Here is a 17,334-nt window from a genome sequence, read left to right as displayed (position 1 = left end):
GGTCGATGACAACGCGCGGGCCGGATGGGGGATACCGCGTGACCCATCGGACATGTCGGGGTCGGGCCCCTCCAGTGTCCTCCGGCCCGTAGACTGCCCGGGTGTCGCTCACCCGGATCACGCTCTCCCGCGTCCCCGCGCCACTTCGCCCGCTGCTGGTCAAGCACCGTGAGCTGGTGAAGTTCGCCTTCACCGGCGGTGTCTGCTTCCTGCTGACCGCCGGGGTGAACTACGGGCTCAAGCTGACGGTCATGCGGACCAAGCCGGTGACGGCGCTCACCATCGCGATCATCGTCGCGACGATCGCGTCGTACCTGATGAACAGCGGCTGGTCGTTCCGGGCCCGCGGCGGCCGCAGGCGGCACGTCGAGGCGGTGCTGTTCTTCGTCGTGAGCGGCCTGGGCATCATTGTCAACGACATCCCGCTCTACCTGGCGCGTTACGCGTTCAACCTGCAGTACCCGAACGTCAGCCACGTCGGCCAGGAGATCTCCGACTTCCTCAGCGGCATGATCATCGGAACGCTGCTCGGCATGGTCTTCCGCTGGTGGGCGATGAAGAAGTGGGTCTTCCCGCACGAGAAGACGGCCGGCTCCGCCTCCTCGGCGGGCGTCGGGCCGGTCGCGGCCCGCGCGGACGAGGAGTCCGAGCTCGTCGCCTGAGCCGCGCGCCCGGCCATCGGGCGGGGGCGACCCCGTCCGGCGCCTCGTCCGGCGGGGCGCACCCTGGTCCGCGCCTCGTCAGGCGGGCTGGACCTCCACCGGCACTCCGTTGAGCACGGCGTTGCCGGACAGCGGGTCGAGGGCGAGCGGGTCGGTGAGGGCGTTGGCGTTGACGCCGGGGTGCGCGGCGGCGACGGCCATCCGCGTGCCGGGTCGGCCGTGACCCCAGCCGTGGGGGAGGCTGACGACGCCGGGCATGATCTCGGCGGTGACCTCCACCTCCGCCTCGATCGTGCCGCCGGCGCCCGTCACCTTCGCCGTTCCCGCGTCCGTCAGCCCGAGGCGGCCGGCGTCCTCGGGGTGGACCTGCAGCGTGCAGCGGTTCGAGCCCCGGACCAGGCCCGGCACGTTGTGCAGCCAGCTGTTGTTGGACCGTAGGTGGCGGCGGCCGATGAGGACCAGGCCGGTACGCCGCCGGGCGAGGCCGTCGCGGAGCCGTACGGCGTCCTCGGCGAGCGGCGGCGGGCACAGCTCGATCCGGCCGGACGGCGTCCGCAGCACCTCGGGCAGCCGGGGCCGCAGCGGGCCGAGGTCGACGCCGTGCGGCGCGTTCCGCAGCGCGCGCAGGGACAGGCCGTCCGGCACCGCGCCGAACCCGTCGCCGTACGCGCCGAGGCGCAGCATGAGGTCGAGGCGGCGCAGCGCCGGGGTCTCGCCGGTCAGCCGCGGCAGCAGCTCCGCCGGATCCCGGCCGTGAACGGGCGAGGACGGGTCGGCGATCGCCTTGCCGAGCAGGTGGGCGATGACCGACTCGTCGACGTCGGTGTCCTGTCCGGACACGATGCCGATGAGGCGGGACAGGATCGCGCACTCCTCGAGCTCGCCGTCCCGGAGCGGGACCGCGGGCGGGGAGTACCGCGCGGTGTTGCGCACCGCGAGGTCCCCGAACGCCAGGTCGTAGTGCGGTGACCGGCTCGGCGGGGGCGGCGGCAGGATCACGTGCGCGTGCCGCGTCGTCTCGTTCAGGTACGGGTCGACGCTGACCATGAACTCCAGGTCGTCGAGCGCGTCGCCGAGGCGCTCGCCGCCGGGCAGGGACAGCACCGGGTTGCCGGCCACCGTGATCAGGGCGCGCACCCGCCCCTCGCCGGGCGTGTGGATCTCGTCGGCCAGGGTGGTGGCGGGCAGCTCGCCGCGTACCTCGGGGAGGCCGCGGACGCGGCTGTGCCAGCGGCCGGTCCGGAACCCGCGCCCGCTGCCCATGCCGGGGCGGCGGTGCGGGGCGAGGGGGAACATCGCGCCACCGGGCCGGTCCAGGTTGCCGGTCAGGACGTTGACGACGTCGACCAGCCAGTTGGTGAGCGTGCCGAACTCGGCGGTGCAGGTGCCGATGCGGGCGTACACGGCGGCGCTCGGGGCGGCGGCCAGTTCGCGGGCGATCCGCCGGATCTCCTCGGCCGGGATCCCGCAGACGTCCGCGACGTCCTCGGGGGCGAAGTCGCGGCTCAGCCGTTCCACGTCCGCGACGCCGTCGACCCCGGGGGTGTCGGCGACCAGGCCCTCGGTGAACAGGGTGCGCACGACGCCGAAGAGCAGGTACGCGTCGGCGCCCGGCCGGATCGGCAGGTGCCGGTCGGCGAGGCGCGCGGTCCGGGTGCGGCGCGGGTCGACGACGACGAGGGTGCCGCCGCGCCGGCGCAGCGCCTTCAGCTTTCCGGGGAAGTCCGCGGCGGTGCACAGGCTGCCGTTGGACTCCAGCGGATTGGCGCCGAGGACCAGCAGGTACGAGGTGCGGTCCAGGTCCGGCACCGGGATGGCCAGGGGGTCGCCGAACAGCAGGCCGCTGGAGACGTGCTTGGGCATCTGGTCGACCGTGCTGGCGGTGTAGAGGTTCGTGCTGCCCAGCGCGCGGGCGAGCGGGCCGGCGTACAGGCCTCCCGCCAGGGTGTGGACGTTCGGGTTGCCGAGGTAGAGGGCGAGCGCCTGCCGGCCGTGGCGTCCGGTGACCTCGCCGAGGCCGCGGCGTACCGCCGCGAACGCCTCCTCCCAGCCCACCTCGCGCCAGTCGTCGCCGTCGCGGACCATGGGGGAGCGCAGCCGGTCGGGGTCGTCCTCGAGCTCGCCGATGGTCGCGCCCTTGGGGCAGACGAAGCCGTGGCTGAAGACGTCGGCGCGGTCGCCGCGGGCGCCGGTGACCCGGCCGTCCGCGATCGTCAGCTCGAGGCCGCAGGTGGCCTCGCACAGGGGACAGATCCGGTACGCGGTCGTCTCGGCCATCGACGCCTCCGGCAGCACTGAGTTGTTTCACGAAACGATAGGGCCGCGGGTCCGGTAAGGGAACCCGTGATCGCCGATCGTGGTGGCGGGCTACCGGCGCACGGCGGCGCCCGGCCGGGCCGGGCGGAGATACCTCACCTGTGGCGCCCGCCAGCGCGGATCGACCAGCCGCGCGCCCTCGGGACGGAATCCGGCGCGTTCGTAGAGCGTGCGCGCCCGGTCGTTGTCCTCGAACACCCACAGCCGGACGTCCACGCCGGGCATCGCGTCGATCGCGTGCTCGAGCAGGCCGCGCCCCACGCCCGCCCCCGAGGCGGCCGGATGGACGTAGAGGGCGGCCAGATAACCCCCGCCGGGGTGATCGGCGTCGTCGCCGTAGCGGGCGAATCCCACCGGCCGCCCGCCGGCGTCGACGGCGAGCACGGTCGTCAGACCTGAGGCGCTGAGCCCCGTGGCCAGGTCGGTCGCGACGGTGCCGGCGTCGAGGGCGTCGATCACCTCGTCCGGCACGACGCCCCGGTACCCGGCCCGCCACGCTGCCACGAACACCTCGGCCATCCCGGACAGGTCGCCGGTGACCGCCCGCCGATAGGAGATCATTTGACGCACATCCGGCGCGGCCGCACGGTCGCGGGCTCCGGCAGCCGCAGTGGCGTCGCGCCCGGTGTCAGGGATCCCAGGATCGAGCCGGTACGCGCGCCGGTCGCGGACGCGATGGTGCCCTCGAGCCCGTGCACGGAGAGGTAGCCCAGCAGGCCGAACAGGTACGCCTCCTTCGCCTGCGCCGACAGGCCGAAGTCCTCGATCGGCCGAACGCGCGCCGGCGCCGAGAGCTCGGTGATCCGCCGCATCAGGGTCGGGTTGCGCACCCCACCGCCCGCGACGACGAGTTCGGCGAGCGCGTACGTCCGGCAGGCGTCGGCCACGAGTCGTGCGGTCAGTTCCGTGAGCGTCGCGAGCAGGTCGTCGGTTCCGATGTCGAGCCCGCCGACCGCGTCACGGACGTAGTCGGCGTGGAAGAGCTCCTTGCCGGTCGACTTGGGCGGTTCGGCGCGGTAGTACGGCTCGGCGAGCAGCCGGTCGAGGAGCTCCGCGTGCACCGTTCCCCGTGCCGCCCGCGCGCCCCCGGCGTCCATTCGCTCGGCACCCGCCGTGGCGTCGGTGACGGCGCTGTCCATCAGCGCGTTCGCGGGGCCGAGGTCGTACGCGATCACGTCTCCGTCCGCGTCGCGCACGGTGATGTTGGCGATGCCGCCGAGGTTGAGGGAGCCGCGCCGTACCTCGTCCGACAGCACGAGCAGCGCGTCCAGCGTCGAGGCGAGCGGCGCGCCGTGGCCGCCCCGCGTCAGGTCGCGGGTACGCAGGTCGGAGACGGTGGTCACGCCGGTCGCCTCGGCGATCCAGGCGGCGGCCCCCAGTTGCAGCGTGCCGAGCGCGTGCGTGCCCTCGACCCAGTGGAAGACGGTCTGCCCGTGGGAGACGATCAGGTCGGCGCCACCGCCGGTGAGGCGTTCGTTGGCCGTCGTCGCGACCGAGCCGAACAGCCGGCCCAGCTCGGTGTCGAGCCGGCACACCTCTTCCATGGTGGTGGGGTGCGGTGGCAGGGCGGCCGCGATCCGGGCACGAAGCCCGTCCGGAACGGGTTCGCTGTACAGCCCGCGCGGACGGCAGACGATCTCCTCACCGGTCAGCGAGAAGTCGGCGGCGGCGGCGTCGATCGCGTCATAGGACGTGCCACACATCATGCCGATGACGGTCAGGTCCATTGGGGCCTCCTCAGGTGGGCCTCGGCGGCGGCGAGCACCCGCAGCCACATCGGTTCGGTCGCTCGGGGCGGGCCGCTCGCGTGCAGCCGGTTGGTGATCATCGCGACGGCGGCCCGGCGCTCGGGCAGGACCGCGAACGCGACTCCGGGAAAGCCGGTGTGCCCGAAGGCGGGACTCGACGGAAGGTCCCAGACCCGGAATCCCAGCGCCTGGTGAGGGTCGGCGCCGGCGGTGAGGAACCCGGCGACCGTGTCACGCCGGATCGGCCCGTCACCGTCCAGCCCGCTCAGCAGGCCCGTCGCGAACCGCAGGAGGTCGGCGGCCGTCGTGAACAGCCCGGCGTGCCCGGCGACTCCGCCGAACGCGTGGAAGGCGTTGCCGTCGTTCACCTCCCCGACCAGCACATGGTCACGCCAGCCGGCGAAGTCGGTGACGGCGCCGTCGACCGGGTACGGGACGCCGGAGGTGATCATGCCTTGTTCGATCGTGTCGCCGGTCGAGCTCGCGGCCACCGGTCCGCCGGGCGCGGGCGTGGCGTAGCGCGTTTCGGTCAGCCCGAAAGGTCGCAACACCAGGTCGTCCACGGTCGCCGCGAGGTCGCCGCCGACGCGCGCGACCAGCGCGCCGAGCAGGATGAACCCGAGGTCCGAGTAGTGCCGCCCCTCGCCCGGCCGGTAGCGGAGCGGCAGGCCGGCGGCGAGTGAGACGGCGTCGTCGCCGCGGGCGCCCTTCAGGTACAGCGGCCACCATTCCCACAGGCCGGCCCGGTGTTCGAGCAGGTCGCGGACGGTGCCGTGCCGGTCGAGTCCCGGGAGGTGACGCGCGACCGGCGCGTCCAAGGTGATCTCGCCGGCGTCCACCAGCGCCATCAGCGCGGCCGTCGTGCCGACGATCTTGCTGACCGACCCGGCGTCGGTCCTCGTGTCCCAGCCCATCTCGACCGGCGGGCCGGTCGCGTCGCGCCGTGCGACACCGCCGGCGGCGTAGCGGATCCGGCCGTCTTCGGCGACGGCGACGAGCGCCCCGGGCGGCGCGGCGCCCTCGTCGGAAGACTCGCTCAGCAGGTCGGTGACGGCGGTGACCAGCGGGTCCGCGGTGAGGTGGGTGATTTCGGACACGGGCACAGGTTAATGGTTCACCTATTGTCTGTCATCAAGGTCAACCGTTAACCTCTGCGGCAACCCGTTGCTCGGAGGAGCTCGTATGACACCCCCCAACTCTCCCGGTCGTGGCGGTATCCGGAACTGGATCACCTCCGTCGCCGTCACCGCCGCCGCCGCGACCGCCGTCGCGGCACTGGCCGCCTGCTCGCCCAGCGGTTCGCAGAACTCCTCGTCCTCATCGGGCGCCTCGACGTTCGTCGTCGCGCGAACGGGCGACATCGACAAGCTCGACCCGCACCTGGCGACGGCGTTCCAGACGCAGCAGACCCTGGGCCTCGTCTACTCCAGGTTGGTCGCGACCAGCCCCACCGGTCAGATCCAGCCGGACCTGGCGACCCAGTGGAAGATCTCGCCCGACGGGCGGACCGTCACCTTCACCCTTCGCACGGGCGTGACCTGGCAGGACGGCTCGCCGTTCACCTCCGGCGACGTCAAGGCGTCGATCGAGCGGATCCTGAACCAGAGCACCGGCGCGGTCGCCCGCTCGAACCTGACCGCCATCGAGAAGGTGGACGCCCCGGACGCCGCCACGGTGGTGCTGCACCTGTCCAAGCCGTCGGCGTCGCTCCTCTACTCGCTGGCGTCGGTGAACTCCTCGATCGAGTCGGCCAAGGACATCTCCGCCGGGACGGTCGGCAAGAAGCCCAACGGCACGGGCGCGTTCGCCTGGAACGCCTGGAACCCCGGCCAGCAGGTGGTCCTCACCGGCAACGCGAAGTACTACGGCGGCTCGCCGAAGATCAAGAAACTCGAGTTCCGGGTCATCCCGGACGAGTCGTCGATCCTGTCCGGCATGAAGGCCGGCGCGTTCCAGCTCGGCCTGCTCTCCGACCCCGGCGTCGCCCGCCAGGCCGGCAAGTCCGACAAGTACGCGCTCGCCAAGCAGCCGGCCCTGGCGTACCACGTGCTGATGCTCAACGGCCGGAAGGGCCCGCTGAAGAACCAGCAGGTGCGGCAGGCCATCAGCTGCGCCATCGACCGCAACCAGGTGGTGCAGACGGCGGCCTACGGCGACGGCACCGTGACCGGCCCCATCACGAGCCCGGCGTTCTCCTACTCGGCGACGGACGGCCTGCCCTGTACGCCGGGTGACGTGGCCAAGGCGCGCTCGATGCTGGCCGCGGCCGGTTACGCGAAGGGCTTCACCCTCACCACCATCGTCGAGACCGGCGAGTACGCCACCGCCAACGCCGAGGCCCAGAACGTCCAGTCGCAGCTCTCCAAGATCGGCGTGAACCTCCAGCTGAAGCAGCTCTCCACCGGGCCGTACGTGTCGGCGTGGCTCGCGGCGGACTACGACGCCGCCGTCGCGCTGAACGGCGGCTCGTACGATCCGTTCCTGATGTACGGGCGCTACTACACCTCCGGCGGCAGCCTCGCCAAGCCGGCGGGCCTGGACTCCTCGACGCTGTCCGACCTGCTCAACCAGGGCAACTCCACCAGTGACGACGGCAAGCGGCAGGAGACCTTCCGCAACCTCCAGAAGGAGCTGCTGGCCGAGTCCCCGTGGGTCTGGATGTTCCGCTCGGACGACTACTACCTGGTCGGCTCGGGCGTCCACGGGTTCACGCCGCGGCCGGACGAGTTGCTCAGCTCGCTGACCAGCGCGTCCTGAGAGCGGCGAGCCGATGCTGAACCTGCGATGGCTGGGGGCCCGGCTCCTGGGCGCGCTGATCACCCTGCTGGGGGTGACGGTGGTCGTCTTCGTCGTCCTGCGCACCATCCCGGGAAACGCGATCACCGCCTCCCTCGGCATCGAGTCGGGCACGCTGACCCCCGCGCAGCGTGCCTCGCTCGAGCACTTCTACGGGATCGACCAGTCCTGGTTCTCCCAGCTCTGGACGTGGATCTCGGGTGTCGCGCGCGGTGACCTGGGCCTGTCGCTGACCAGCGGCCGGTCCGTCACCGGCCTGGTGGCCTCGGCGCTGCCGGTGACGGTCGAGCTCGCCGTGCTGTCGGCGCTGATCGGCACCGCCTTCGGCGTGGTGCTCGGCGTGCTCGCCGGCAGCCGGCCGGGACGGGCCTCCGACTCCCTCACCCAGGGCGCGTCGCTGGTCGGCCTGGCCATCCCCGAGTTCGTGCTCGGCACCGCCATGGTGACGTTCCTGGCTCAGGCCTTCCACTACTTCCCCGACACCGGCACGTTCGTGCCGCTGACCCGCTCCGTCGGGGGGAACATGAGCCAGGTCCTCTACCCGTCGCTCGTGCTCGCGGTCGCGTTCGCGGCCAACGTGATGCGCACGACCCGATCGGAGTACGTCGAGATGGCCGAGGCCGACTACGTGCGCACCGCACGGGGCAAGGGGCTGTCGCCGGGCCGGGTCCGGAACTCGCACATCCTGCGTAACGCCACGATCCCGATCGTCACGCTGACCGGCATCCAGTTCGGCTACCTGCTCGGCGGCACCGTGATCATCGAACAGATCTTCGCGCTGCCCGGGATGGGACGCCTGCTGTTCACCGCCATCTCCAACCGGGACTACCCGGTGGTGCAGGGCACGGTGCTGGTCATCGCGGTGCTGTTCGTCCTCGTCAACCTGCTCGTGGACCTGCTCTACCGGATCATCGACCCACGGACGCGTGCGGCATGAGTTCTCTCCCCACCACGGTGGCCGAGCCCGTCGGCTCCGCCCCCGCCGCGCCCGGACGGTCCCGGCTGCTCGCCCGGGTCTGGCGGGACCGCAACGGGCGGATCGGCCTCGCCGTCATCCTGCTGCTCGTCGTCATCGCCGTGCTCGGCGCGCTCGGGGTGCTGCCGAACGACCCGATCGCGCAGCACCCGGCGGCCCGGCTCCAGGGCCCCTCAGGCCGGTACTGGTTCGGTACGGACCAGTTCGGCCGGGACATCGCCGCACGGGCCGCCGTCGGGATCTGGACGTCACTGCGGGTCGCGGTCGTCTCGGTGGCGGTGGCGGCCGTGCTCGGCTCGATCCTCGGCATCAGCGCCGGGTTCTTCCGCGGCTGGGTGGACCAGGTCGTCAGCCGCTTCGTCGACATCCTCTTCGCGTTCCCCGCGATCCTGCTGGCGCTCGCGGTCGTCAGCGCCCTGGGCAGCGGGTGGCAGAACACCGCGATCGCGATCGCCGTCGTCTACACGCCGATCTTCGCCCGCGTGTCGCGGGGTCCGACGCTCGCCGTCGGCGCCTCGGAGTACGTCAAGGCGCAGCGGGTGCTCGGCACGCCACTGCCGCGGATCCTTCTCCGCCACGTACTGCCGAACGTCAGCGCGCCGATCATCGTGCAGGTGACGCTGGCGCTGTCCTGGGCGATCCTCACCGAGTCCGCGCTGTCGTTCCTCGGTCTGGGAACCCGGCCGCCGACGCCCAGCCTCGGCCTGATGGTCTCCGAGGCCCGCAACACCGTCGCGGACGCGTGGTGGACGCTGACCTTCCCGGCGCTCGCGATCGTCGTCGCGGTCATCGCGCTCAATCTCCTCGGCGACGGCCTGCGCAGCGCTCTCGATCCGCGAAGGGACTCCCGCTCATGAGCGAACCGATGCTGGCGGTACGCGGTCTGCACACCGCGATCCGTACTCCGTCCGGGCCGCTGGAGATCCTGCGGGGCGTCGACCTCGAAGTCGACCGCGGCGAGACCCTGGCGGTCGTGGGCGAGTCCGGTTCGGGCAAGTCCTTCACCGCCCTGAGCATCGCCGGCCTGCTGCCGACCGGCGCCTCCGTCACCAGCGGTCAGGTGCTCCTGGAGGGCCGGGACCTGGTGGCGCTGCACGAGGCCGAGCGCCGTGCCGTTCGCGGCGCTGAGATCGGCATGGTCTACCAGGACCCGATGACGTCCTTGAACCCGATGATGCGCATCGGCAAACAGGTGACCGAGGGGCTGCGGGCGCACGGCTGGTCGAAGGAGGCCGCCCACGATCGGGCGGTGACCGTGCTCGGCGAGGTCGGCCTGCCGTCGCCGCGGGCGCTGATGCGGCTCTACCCGCACCAGCTCTCCGGCGGCATGCGGCAGCGGGTGCTGATCGCGTGCGCGATCGCGCCCCGGCCCAAGGTGCTCATCGCCGACGAGCCGACCACGGCGCTGGACGTGACGATCCAGCAGCAGATCCTTCAGCTTGTCGCCAGGCTGCGGGACGAGTACGGGCTCGCCGTCGTCTGGATCACCCACGACCTCGGCGTGGTGGCGCGGATCGCCGACCGGGTCGCCGTCGTGTACGCCGGCCGGGTCGCCGAAGTGGCCCGTACGCGCGAGTTGTTCGCCACCCCTCACCACCCCTACACCGACGGTCTCCTGCGCTCGCTGCCGACACCGGAAGATCCGCACCAGGCGCCGTTGCCGCAGATCGGCGGCAGCCCGATCGCGCTGTCCGCGCTCCCGCCGGGCTGCCCGTTCGCGCCGCGCTGCCCGGAGCGACAGGACCGTTGCGACACGGAGGAACCTCCATTGATCGACCGTGCCGGCTCCCGAGCCGCATGCTGGGTGCCGCGCGGGGAATGGCGCGCACCGTCCGCGGGGGTGACCACCCGTGCCTGACAAGCCGACGCCCGGTGGAGGGAACTCCTCCGGTGAGATCGCGATCGAGGTCCGCGACGTCGTCAAGCGCTACCGGACCCCGGGGCGCGGCGAGGTCCACGCACTCGACAACGTGAGTGTGCGCGTCGAGCGCGGTCAGGTGCTCGGCGTCGTCGGGGAGAGCGGCTGCGGGAAGTCGACGCTCGCGCGGCTGCTGACCCGGCTCGAACGGCCGGACTCCGGAAGCGTCGAGATCCTGGGCCGCCGGATCGACCTCGCCAAGCGGCGGGAACTGCGGGAACTGCGGCGCGTCATCCAGCTCGTCTTCCAGGACCCGTACGCCTCCCTCGATCCGCGGCAGCGGATCGGCACCGCGCTGGCCGAGGTCCTGACGGTGCACCGGCTGCCGTCCGGTACGGCGCGGGTCGGCGAACTGCTCGAGACGGTCGGGCTGTCGCCGGCGACCGCGGACCGGTACCCCCACCAGCTCTCCGGCGGGCAGCGGCAACGCATCGGCATCGCCCGCGCGCTCGCCGTCGATCCGCAGGTCCTCGTGCTGGACGAACCCGTGTCGGCGCTGGACGTGTCGGTCCGCGCGGAGATCATCAACCTGCTGGCCCGGCTGCGTACCGAGCTGGGACTGACCTTCGTGTTCATCTCTCACGACCTCGGCATGGTGCGCCATCTCGCCGACCAGGTCGCGGTGATGTACCTCGGCAAGATCGTCGAGTACGGGCCGTGGGACGCCGTCTCCGACACTCCCGGACACCCGTACACGCGCGCGCTGCAGGCGGCGGTGCCGATCGCCGACCCGCGGCTCGACGCTCCGCCGGCCGACCTGGTCGTGACCGGGGAGGTCCCGGACGCCGCGAACCCGCCATCGGGATGCCGCTTCCACCCGCGATGCCCGCTGGTCGAGGACCGCTGCCGCAGTGTCGAACCGCTCATGCTGCCGGAATCCGGCTGGCATCGGCTGGCCTGCCACGTCACGAGCAGCGAGGCGACGGCTGAGGGGACGGACCGGTGAACGCGGCCGCCGACCACCCTCAGGATCACCAGCAGGACGTCCTGACCAGACTGCGAGGACTCCAGCCGACGCTGGTGCCGTCGAAACGGCGGGTCGCCGCCTACATCCTGCGCGCGCCGGCGCACGCCGCCACCCAGACCATCTCCGAACTCGCGCGGGCCGCGCAGACGTCGGAGAGCACGGTGCTGCGACTGTGCCAGGAACTCGGGCTGCGCGGGTACCGCGAGCTCCGGATCACCCTCGCGGCGGAGTCGGGACGCGAGCAGGAGCGGGCGGCGAACCGCCGTATCGGAAGCGACATCAGCCGCGACGACGACCTCGACTCGATCATCGACACCGTCACCTTCACCGACCAGCAGGCGATCGCCGACACGGCGCGTAACCTCGACCGGGCGGCACTCGCCGAGGCGGTCGTGCTCACCGCGGGCGCGCGCCGGGTCGACATCGTCGGCGTGGGGGCGAGCGCCGTCGTCGCACTCGACCTGCAGCAGAAACTGCACCGGATCGGGCTCATCGCGTACGTCTGGCACGACACCCACGCGGCCCTGACCGCCGCCGCGCTGCTCGGTCCGGCCGATGTCGCGATCGGCGTGTCGCACACCGGTACGACCCCGGACGTCGTCGATGTCATCCGCGAGGCGAGCGCACGCGGCGCCATGACGGTCGCGCTGACCGGCGTACCGAACTCACCGCTCGCCGCCGCGGCGGACGTTTTATTGACCACGGTGGATCGGGAGACGACCTTCCGCTCGGGAGCGACAGCGTCCCGAATCGCGGCCTTGTGCGTGGTCGACGTGCTGTTCACCGCGGTCGCCCAGCGCCGCTACGACCAGGCCATCGCCGCGCTCGAGGCGACCCGGGAGGCCGTCGTCACCCGCCGTTCCACTTCGGGCAACGCCCCGACCGCACGGTAGCGAGGCCCGCTGAAAGAGTCCCAGACAGGAAGGCCGTTCGTGAACCACTCCGGAATCCGGGTCGTGTCCCCGACCGAGCAGGTCAACGCCCGGACCGCCGAACTCGACGCCGTGCCGACGCTTGAGCTCGTCCGCCTGCTCCACGAGGAGGACCGCACCGTACCCGACGCGGTCGCCGTGGTGCTGCCCCGGCTGGCCGCGCTGGTGGACGACGCCGCGGCGCGGGTCGCCGGCGGCGGCCGGGTGCACTACTTCGGCGCGGGGACGTCCGGACGGCTCGGCGTGCTCGACGCGGCCGAACTGCTCCCGACGTTCGGGCTGCCCGACGACGTGGTCATCGCCCATCAGGCCGGCGGCGCCACGGCGTTGGTACGCGCCGTCGAGAACGCCGAGGACAACGACGACGGAGCCGACGCCACCGAGGTCACCGGGGCGGACGTGGTGATCGGCCTGGCCGCCTCCGGCCGCACCCCCTACGTCGGGGCGGCGCTGACGGCGGCTCGCGCCGCGGGGGCGGCCACGGCGCTCATCACCTCGAACCCGAACGCCCCACTGGGGGAGCTCGCGGACTACCTGCTCGTCGCGGACACCGGCCCGGAGGCGATCACGGGCTCCACCCGGCTCAAGGCGGGCACCGCGCAGAAGCTCATCCTGAACACGTTCTCGACCGCGCTGATGGTGCGGCTGGGGCACACCTACGGCAACCTCATGGTCGACATGCGGGCGACGAACGCCAAGCTCCGCGGCCGGTCAATGGAGTTGCTCGTGCAGGCCACCGGGGCGGACGACGCCGAATGCGCGGCCGCGATCGATCTCTGCGGCGACCTGAAGACCGCGCTGGTCTACCTGCTCGCGCGGCGGCGCACGGCGGTGACGCCGGATGAGTGCCGGGCCGCGCTGGCGATGTCCGGCGGGCGGGTCCGGCAGGCGCTGGCGACCCTGGACGCGGACCCCGCGCCTCCGGCAGATCTCCCGGCCTGACGGCGGCGGGCCCACCGGCGATGGCGCGGGCCGGCGGGCCCGCCGCCGAGGGCGGGCCCGCCGGCGGCCGGATCAGCGGGCGAAGACCTGGAAGTCGGCCGCCCTGACCTGACCGGAGATCGCGCTTCCGGTCGTGCAGTCGGTCGGGACGTTCGGGTCGTTCGTCTGCTGTCCCGCGTATTCCGGTCCACCGGTGCACTGCGAGGCGGCGACCTCGAGGCGCAGGTGCGTGGCGGTGGTCCGCGGGATGGTGAAGGACCGCATGGTCAGGTCGGGCGCGACCGGGCGGGGCCGCACGGACGGGAAGGCGTCCTTCGCGCTCGTGTAGACGGTGCGGTAGTCGGCGGGGTTCGAGCAGTCGACGGTCGCCGACGCGGTGCAGGCCAGGACCTTGAACGACCGCAGCGCGGTGAACCGGTTCTGGGTGCCGGTGTCGCCGCCCGGGTCCTTGGCGTCGGCCGGCCGCAGCAGCGCGCTGACCTGGACGCGCCGCACCTGCTGTGGCTTGTCGCCGGCGAGGCGCACGGTGACCGCGCGGCCCGCCACCGGGGTTCCGGCCGCGGCGAGCGAGGCCCACGTGGTGCCCTCGTCGTCGTCGATGAGGGCGCCGAGGTCGACGCCGTCGCCGGTCGCCGTGGCGCCGTTCGCCGCCGCGGCGAGGTTGCGCGGCAGCCGTACCCGTACGGTGCGGTGCGAGCCCGGCGTCACCCGCTCGGTGATCCGCGCCATGCCGTGGCCGGGCGCCTGGGCGATGACGTGGTACCGGCCCGCCACCATGGCCGCGGTGTCCGGCCGGTCGGTGGCGGCGTCCGTGTCGGCGACCGGGACCGCGCGGGCCTGGTAGTCGCCCAGGAAGAAACGGGCGCCCGGCACCGGCCTGCCGGTCTCGTCGACGGCCTCGAACCGCACGGTGGCGTTGCGCGCGCTCGGCGAGGCGAAGCCCGGCGTCGCGTCCGCGTCGGCGTTGGTGTTGCTGGCGGCGCCGGAGCCCATGCCGCGCGCCGCGAAGGCGTTCCAGAGCAGGGTCTGGTTCGCGCCGCCGAACCGCATCTGGTCGGCGGCGAGCATCGCGTCACGGGCGTCGAGCATCGTGACGTCGCCCCGGGCCATCAGCAGCCACGCGTCGAAGACGAGCTGGATCCAGCGCCGGTCGCCCGGGCAGGCGGTGACCGGGGTGCGTCCCTCGGCGCAGGCCTTGCGCGAAGCGCTGGTGCCCTTGCCGTAGCGGTCGATGAACGCCTGCCGGATGTCGTAGTTGACGGCGTTCCAGATCTCACCGTCCGCGTGGACCTCGGGACCGGTCAGGTCGAAGCCGAGGTCGCCGTAGTTGAGCGGGTTCTTCGCCAGGTCGTAGTCGCGGATGCCGCGCACCGGGTTGCCGGTCACGTACTGGCCGGTGACGGACTCCTTCTGCCCGGCGGGCACCAGGCCGTTCGCGGCGAGGTACTCCATCGCGACCAGGTCGGACCAGGACTCGCCCATCGAGTTGGCCTGGTAGCCGCTGAGGCGGTTGTCCGGGCCCGCCACCATCCGGTTGGAGATCGCGTGGGTGTACTCGTGGCCGATGACCGACATGTCGTAGTCGCCGTCGACGCAGGGACTGTAGAACGAGCCGGCGATCGACTGCCACAGGTACATGTTCGTGGTCGGCGGGGTGCCGTCGGGCGGCGTGGCCTGGTTGGCGTTGTCCCGGATCAGGCTGGTGGCGACCCGCGCGCCGGACTGGGCGTTGCCGTGCTCGGGGTCGCCGCCGAGCCCGCCCTTGCCGAAGTTGTCGTCCTGCAGGTTCCAGGCGTTCTCGGTGAAGCCCAGGTTGTAGGAGAAGTCGTGCATGCGGTTGTGCATGGCCAGCAGGTTGGTGTCCGCCGCGTCGATGTCACCCCGCTGCGGGCTGTCGAAGACGCCGGGCGCGCACTTCTGGGCGTACCACTGGTTGGTCCAGGGGTAGGTGTACCGCCGGTCCGGGCGCGGCGTGGCGAAGCCGTTCGGGTTGAACCCCGTGCCGGTGGCGTTGTTCCACGCCTCGGCGGCCCACTCGTTGTTGCCGCGCGTCGTCTGGGTGGAGGCGGTGCCGCCGGCTCCCGGGTCGACGTCCCAGGCGAGCGGGGAGGCGGGGTTCGCGACGACGCGGTCGCAGCCGGCCGCCTTCGTCAGGCACCAGGTCTCGCGGGTGTCCTTCGTGCGGTAGTCGGCCGGCGGATTCGCCGGGAAGGCGTTCCATCGCGGGTCGTCGGTCTCGTCGTCCACGTTGTCCTGACGGATGAGGACCTCGCCGGTACGGGCGTCGACGTAGCTGGTGTAGGACCGCACGCCGTCGGGCGCGTCGTCGTTGACCGACACCTCGTAGGCGGCGCGCGCGCCGCCGGCCGGCATCGGCACCGCGACGAGCTTGACGCTCTGCGTGCCGTTCAGCCCGGCGGCCGCGTACCGCCGCCAGTCGCCGGCGGTTCCCCGAGCGGTCACGGTTCCGGCGTCGAGGCGCACGTCGCGGGCCGCGGTCCGCACGGCGTCCTTCTCGGTGAGCGTCGCCGGCGCCGGCGCCGCGACGTCCGGCGCGAGCGTCGAGCTCACCTGGTAGACCCTGCCGTCGGCGACGCCGACCACCGCGAGACCGTCATGACCGGCCGGCAGGTCGCCGAACCGCTGGCGGAACAGCACGGCGGCGCCGGAGCCGATCGGGTTCTTCGCCACGACCTCGAGGGAGTCGACCGCCCGCTGCGACAGGCCGAGCAGGTCGCGGTGCTGCGTCAGGTAGGTCCGCGCGGCCGTCACCGGGTCGGGGGGCAGGCCGGTCGCCAGGGCCGTGGTCCCCTGCGGAGCCAGGCCGGCGGGCGTGCCCATCCGGTTCCAGCGGGCGGCGACGTGCTGCCGCAGGGCCAGGTCGCGCTGCGCGCCGGACGGGGCACGGCCGCCCGGACGGGCGTCACGGTCGCCGACCCCGTGGTGTTCCGTCTGGACGCGCGGCTCGCCGGAGCGGGCGGCCGCCGGCTGGGCGGCCGCGACCGCGCCCTCTCCGAGTGCGAACAGCGCTCCCGCCGACATCACTGCGATCAGCCGATTGGCTCTTGCGTGTCTGCGCCACGTGCGCACGGCACACCGCCTTTGGGGTATGGGGGCAAATTGTGGCGGAGCTTAAAGCGCGGGTAAAGGGCTCGTCAATGCGATGAAAGGGCACGATCCGGCAACGCTCATGGTTACTCACAGCGGAAATGCCGGTTTCACGCTGTTCGCGGGGTTGCCAGGCGATGGCAGGCGCCTTTGCGGTGAAGACCGAGATGGACGGGTCCGTCCCTTGTGGCGGTGACCCGGCAGGATCTACGGTTCTCCCGAGCCCTGACCAAGATCCTCGCTGGGATGACAAATGCTGTCAGTGATCGCCGAGGCCGAGCCGCGCGCCGCGTCACGGGCCCGCCTCCTGCTCGTCGAGGACGACGACGAGCTCAGCGAGATGCTGGGCCGGCTGTTCGCCGAAGAGGGCTACTCCGTCGACGTCGCACCCGACGGCCAGCGGGGCCTGCACCTCGGCCTGAGCCGGCCGTACGACGCGATGATCATCGACCGGGGCCTCCCCGCGATCGACGGCCTGGACCTGCTGGTCCGGCTGCGCCGCCGGGCGGTCGTCACCCCAGTGCTCGTGCTCACCGCGCTCGGCGCCGTCGCCGACCGGGTCGCCGGCCTCGACGCGGGCGCCGAGGACTACCTCGTCAAGCCGTTCGAGGTCGACGAGCTGCTGGCACGGGTACGCGCGCTGCGCCGCCGCAACCGGGACACCGCCCAGGTCCTGCCGCTGGGCGCCGGCCGGTTCGACCTCGCGACCAGAGTGGTGACCCTCCCGGACGGCGCTCAGGTGACGCTGTCGGGACGGGAGTACGAGCTGCTGCGCGTGCTGACGAGCCGCCCCGACCAGGTGCACACCCGCGCCGCGCTGCGCGAGCGCGTCTTCGACGCGGCACCGGCCGAGTCCATCGTCGACACCTACGTGTACTACCTGCGCACCAAGCTCGGCCGGACGGTCGTCCGCACCGTACGAGGCGTGGGCTACCGGGCGGGCGAGCTTTGACCGCACGACCGGGAGCG

The 17,334-nt window shown here is 72.6% G+C and carries 14 protein-coding genes; 9 read left to right on the top strand and 5 right to left on the bottom strand.

Annotation, left to right across the window (positions count from 1 at the left end; genetic code table 11):
* The first annotated feature begins 101 nt into the window (after positions 1 to 101).
* Entirely contained in the window at positions 102 to 662 is a 561-nt protein-coding gene (locus ABD978_RS19730; protein WP_345356155.1) for a GtrA family protein, read from the top strand.
* Between the two features lie 78 nt (positions 663 to 740).
* Here the strand turns inward: ABD978_RS19730 and ABD978_RS19725 are convergent, their stop codons facing one another.
* From ABD978_RS19725 to ABD978_RS19710, 4 genes are all read right to left on the bottom strand, one after another.
* On the bottom strand, positions 741 to 2,939 hold the full coding sequence (locus ABD978_RS19725) for a molybdopterin oxidoreductase family protein (RefSeq protein WP_345356152.1): 2,199 nt from the start codon (positions 2,937 to 2,939) through the stop codon (positions 741 to 743).
* A 90-nt stretch (positions 2,940 to 3,029) separates the two neighbouring features.
* Positions 3,030 to 3,539 (bottom strand): GNAT family N-acetyltransferase, encoded by a 510-nt coding sequence (locus tag ABD978_RS19720; RefSeq protein WP_345356150.1) that lies wholly within the window; start codon positions 3,537 to 3,539, stop codon positions 3,030 to 3,032.
* The gene (locus tag ABD978_RS19715; RefSeq protein ID WP_345356148.1) at positions 3,536 to 4,705 is read right to left on the bottom strand and encodes an anhydro-N-acetylmuramic acid kinase; all 1,170 of its coding nucleotides are present in this window, start codon (positions 4,703 to 4,705) and stop codon (positions 3,536 to 3,538) included. The genes ABD978_RS19720 and ABD978_RS19715 overlap by 4 nt, the downstream gene beginning before the upstream one ends.
* Positions 4,696 to 5,823 (bottom strand): serine hydrolase domain-containing protein, encoded by a 1,128-nt coding sequence (locus ABD978_RS19710; RefSeq protein ID WP_345356144.1) that lies wholly within the window; start codon positions 5,821 to 5,823, stop codon positions 4,696 to 4,698. Before ABD978_RS19710 ends, ABD978_RS19715 begins: the two co-directional genes overlap by 10 nt.
* A gap of 85 nt (positions 5,824 to 5,908) precedes the next feature.
* On the opposite strand from ABD978_RS19710, the gene ABD978_RS19705 reads away from it, so the two are divergent.
* Genes ABD978_RS19705 through ABD978_RS19675 form a run of 7 tightly spaced genes read left to right on the top strand, consistent with a single transcriptional unit; the run spans position 5,909 to position 13,257 of the window.
* Positions 5,909 to 7,483 (top strand): ABC transporter substrate-binding protein, encoded by a 1,575-nt coding sequence (locus ABD978_RS19705; RefSeq protein ID WP_345356141.1) that lies wholly within the window; start codon positions 5,909 to 5,911, stop codon positions 7,481 to 7,483.
* A 13-nt stretch (positions 7,484 to 7,496) separates the two neighbouring features.
* Entirely contained in the window at positions 7,497 to 8,459 is a 963-nt protein-coding gene (locus tag ABD978_RS19700; RefSeq protein ID WP_345356138.1) for an ABC transporter permease, read from the top strand.
* A complete protein-coding gene (locus tag ABD978_RS19695) occupies positions 8,456 to 9,355 on the top strand; it encodes an ABC transporter permease (protein WP_345356135.1) in 900 nt (299 codons plus the stop codon). Before ABD978_RS19700 ends, ABD978_RS19695 begins: the two co-directional genes overlap by 4 nt.
* Positions 9,352 to 10,356: an ABC transporter ATP-binding protein gene (locus ABD978_RS19690; RefSeq protein WP_345356132.1), complete on the top strand. Its 1,005-nt coding sequence runs from the start codon at positions 9,352 to 9,354 to the stop codon at positions 10,354 to 10,356. Before ABD978_RS19695 ends, ABD978_RS19690 begins: the two co-directional genes overlap by 4 nt.
* The gene (locus ABD978_RS19685; protein ID WP_345356129.1) at positions 10,349 to 11,362 is read left to right on the top strand and encodes an ABC transporter ATP-binding protein; all 1,014 of its coding nucleotides are present in this window, start codon (positions 10,349 to 10,351) and stop codon (positions 11,360 to 11,362) included. The genes ABD978_RS19690 and ABD978_RS19685 overlap by 8 nt, the downstream gene beginning before the upstream one ends.
* On the top strand, positions 11,359 to 12,276 hold the full coding sequence (locus ABD978_RS19680; protein WP_345356126.1) for a MurR/RpiR family transcriptional regulator: 918 nt from the start codon (positions 11,359 to 11,361) through the stop codon (positions 12,274 to 12,276). The genes ABD978_RS19685 and ABD978_RS19680 overlap by 4 nt, the downstream gene beginning before the upstream one ends.
* Positions 12,277 to 12,315: 39 nt before the next feature.
* Positions 12,316 to 13,257 carry an N-acetylmuramic acid 6-phosphate etherase gene (locus ABD978_RS19675; protein WP_345356123.1) on the top strand — a complete coding sequence of 314 codons (942 nt, stop codon included), beginning with the start codon at positions 12,316 to 12,318 and terminating at the stop codon, positions 13,255 to 13,257.
* Positions 13,258 to 13,329: 72 nt separating this feature from the next.
* Here the strand turns inward: ABD978_RS19675 and ABD978_RS19670 are convergent, their stop codons facing one another.
* Positions 13,330 to 16,299, bottom strand: coding sequence for a M36 family metallopeptidase (locus tag ABD978_RS19670; RefSeq protein WP_345356120.1), 2,970 nt, complete (start codon positions 16,297 to 16,299; stop codon positions 13,330 to 13,332).
* A 319-nt stretch (positions 16,300 to 16,618) separates the two neighbouring features.
* On the opposite strand from ABD978_RS19670, the gene ABD978_RS19665 reads away from it, so the two are divergent.
* A complete protein-coding gene (locus tag ABD978_RS19665) occupies positions 16,619 to 17,317 on the top strand; it encodes a response regulator transcription factor (RefSeq protein WP_345356117.1) in 699 nt (232 codons plus the stop codon).
* The last annotated feature ends 17 nt before the right edge of the window (positions 17,318 to 17,334 follow it).

It is taken from the genome of Actinoallomurus liliacearum, assembly GCF_039542035.1.
Lineage (GTDB): Bacteria > Actinomycetota > Actinomycetes > Streptosporangiales > Streptosporangiaceae > Actinoallomurus > Actinoallomurus liliacearum.
Note: the sequence above shows the minus strand (reverse complement) of the source record. Positions and strands in the feature narration are given on the sequence as shown.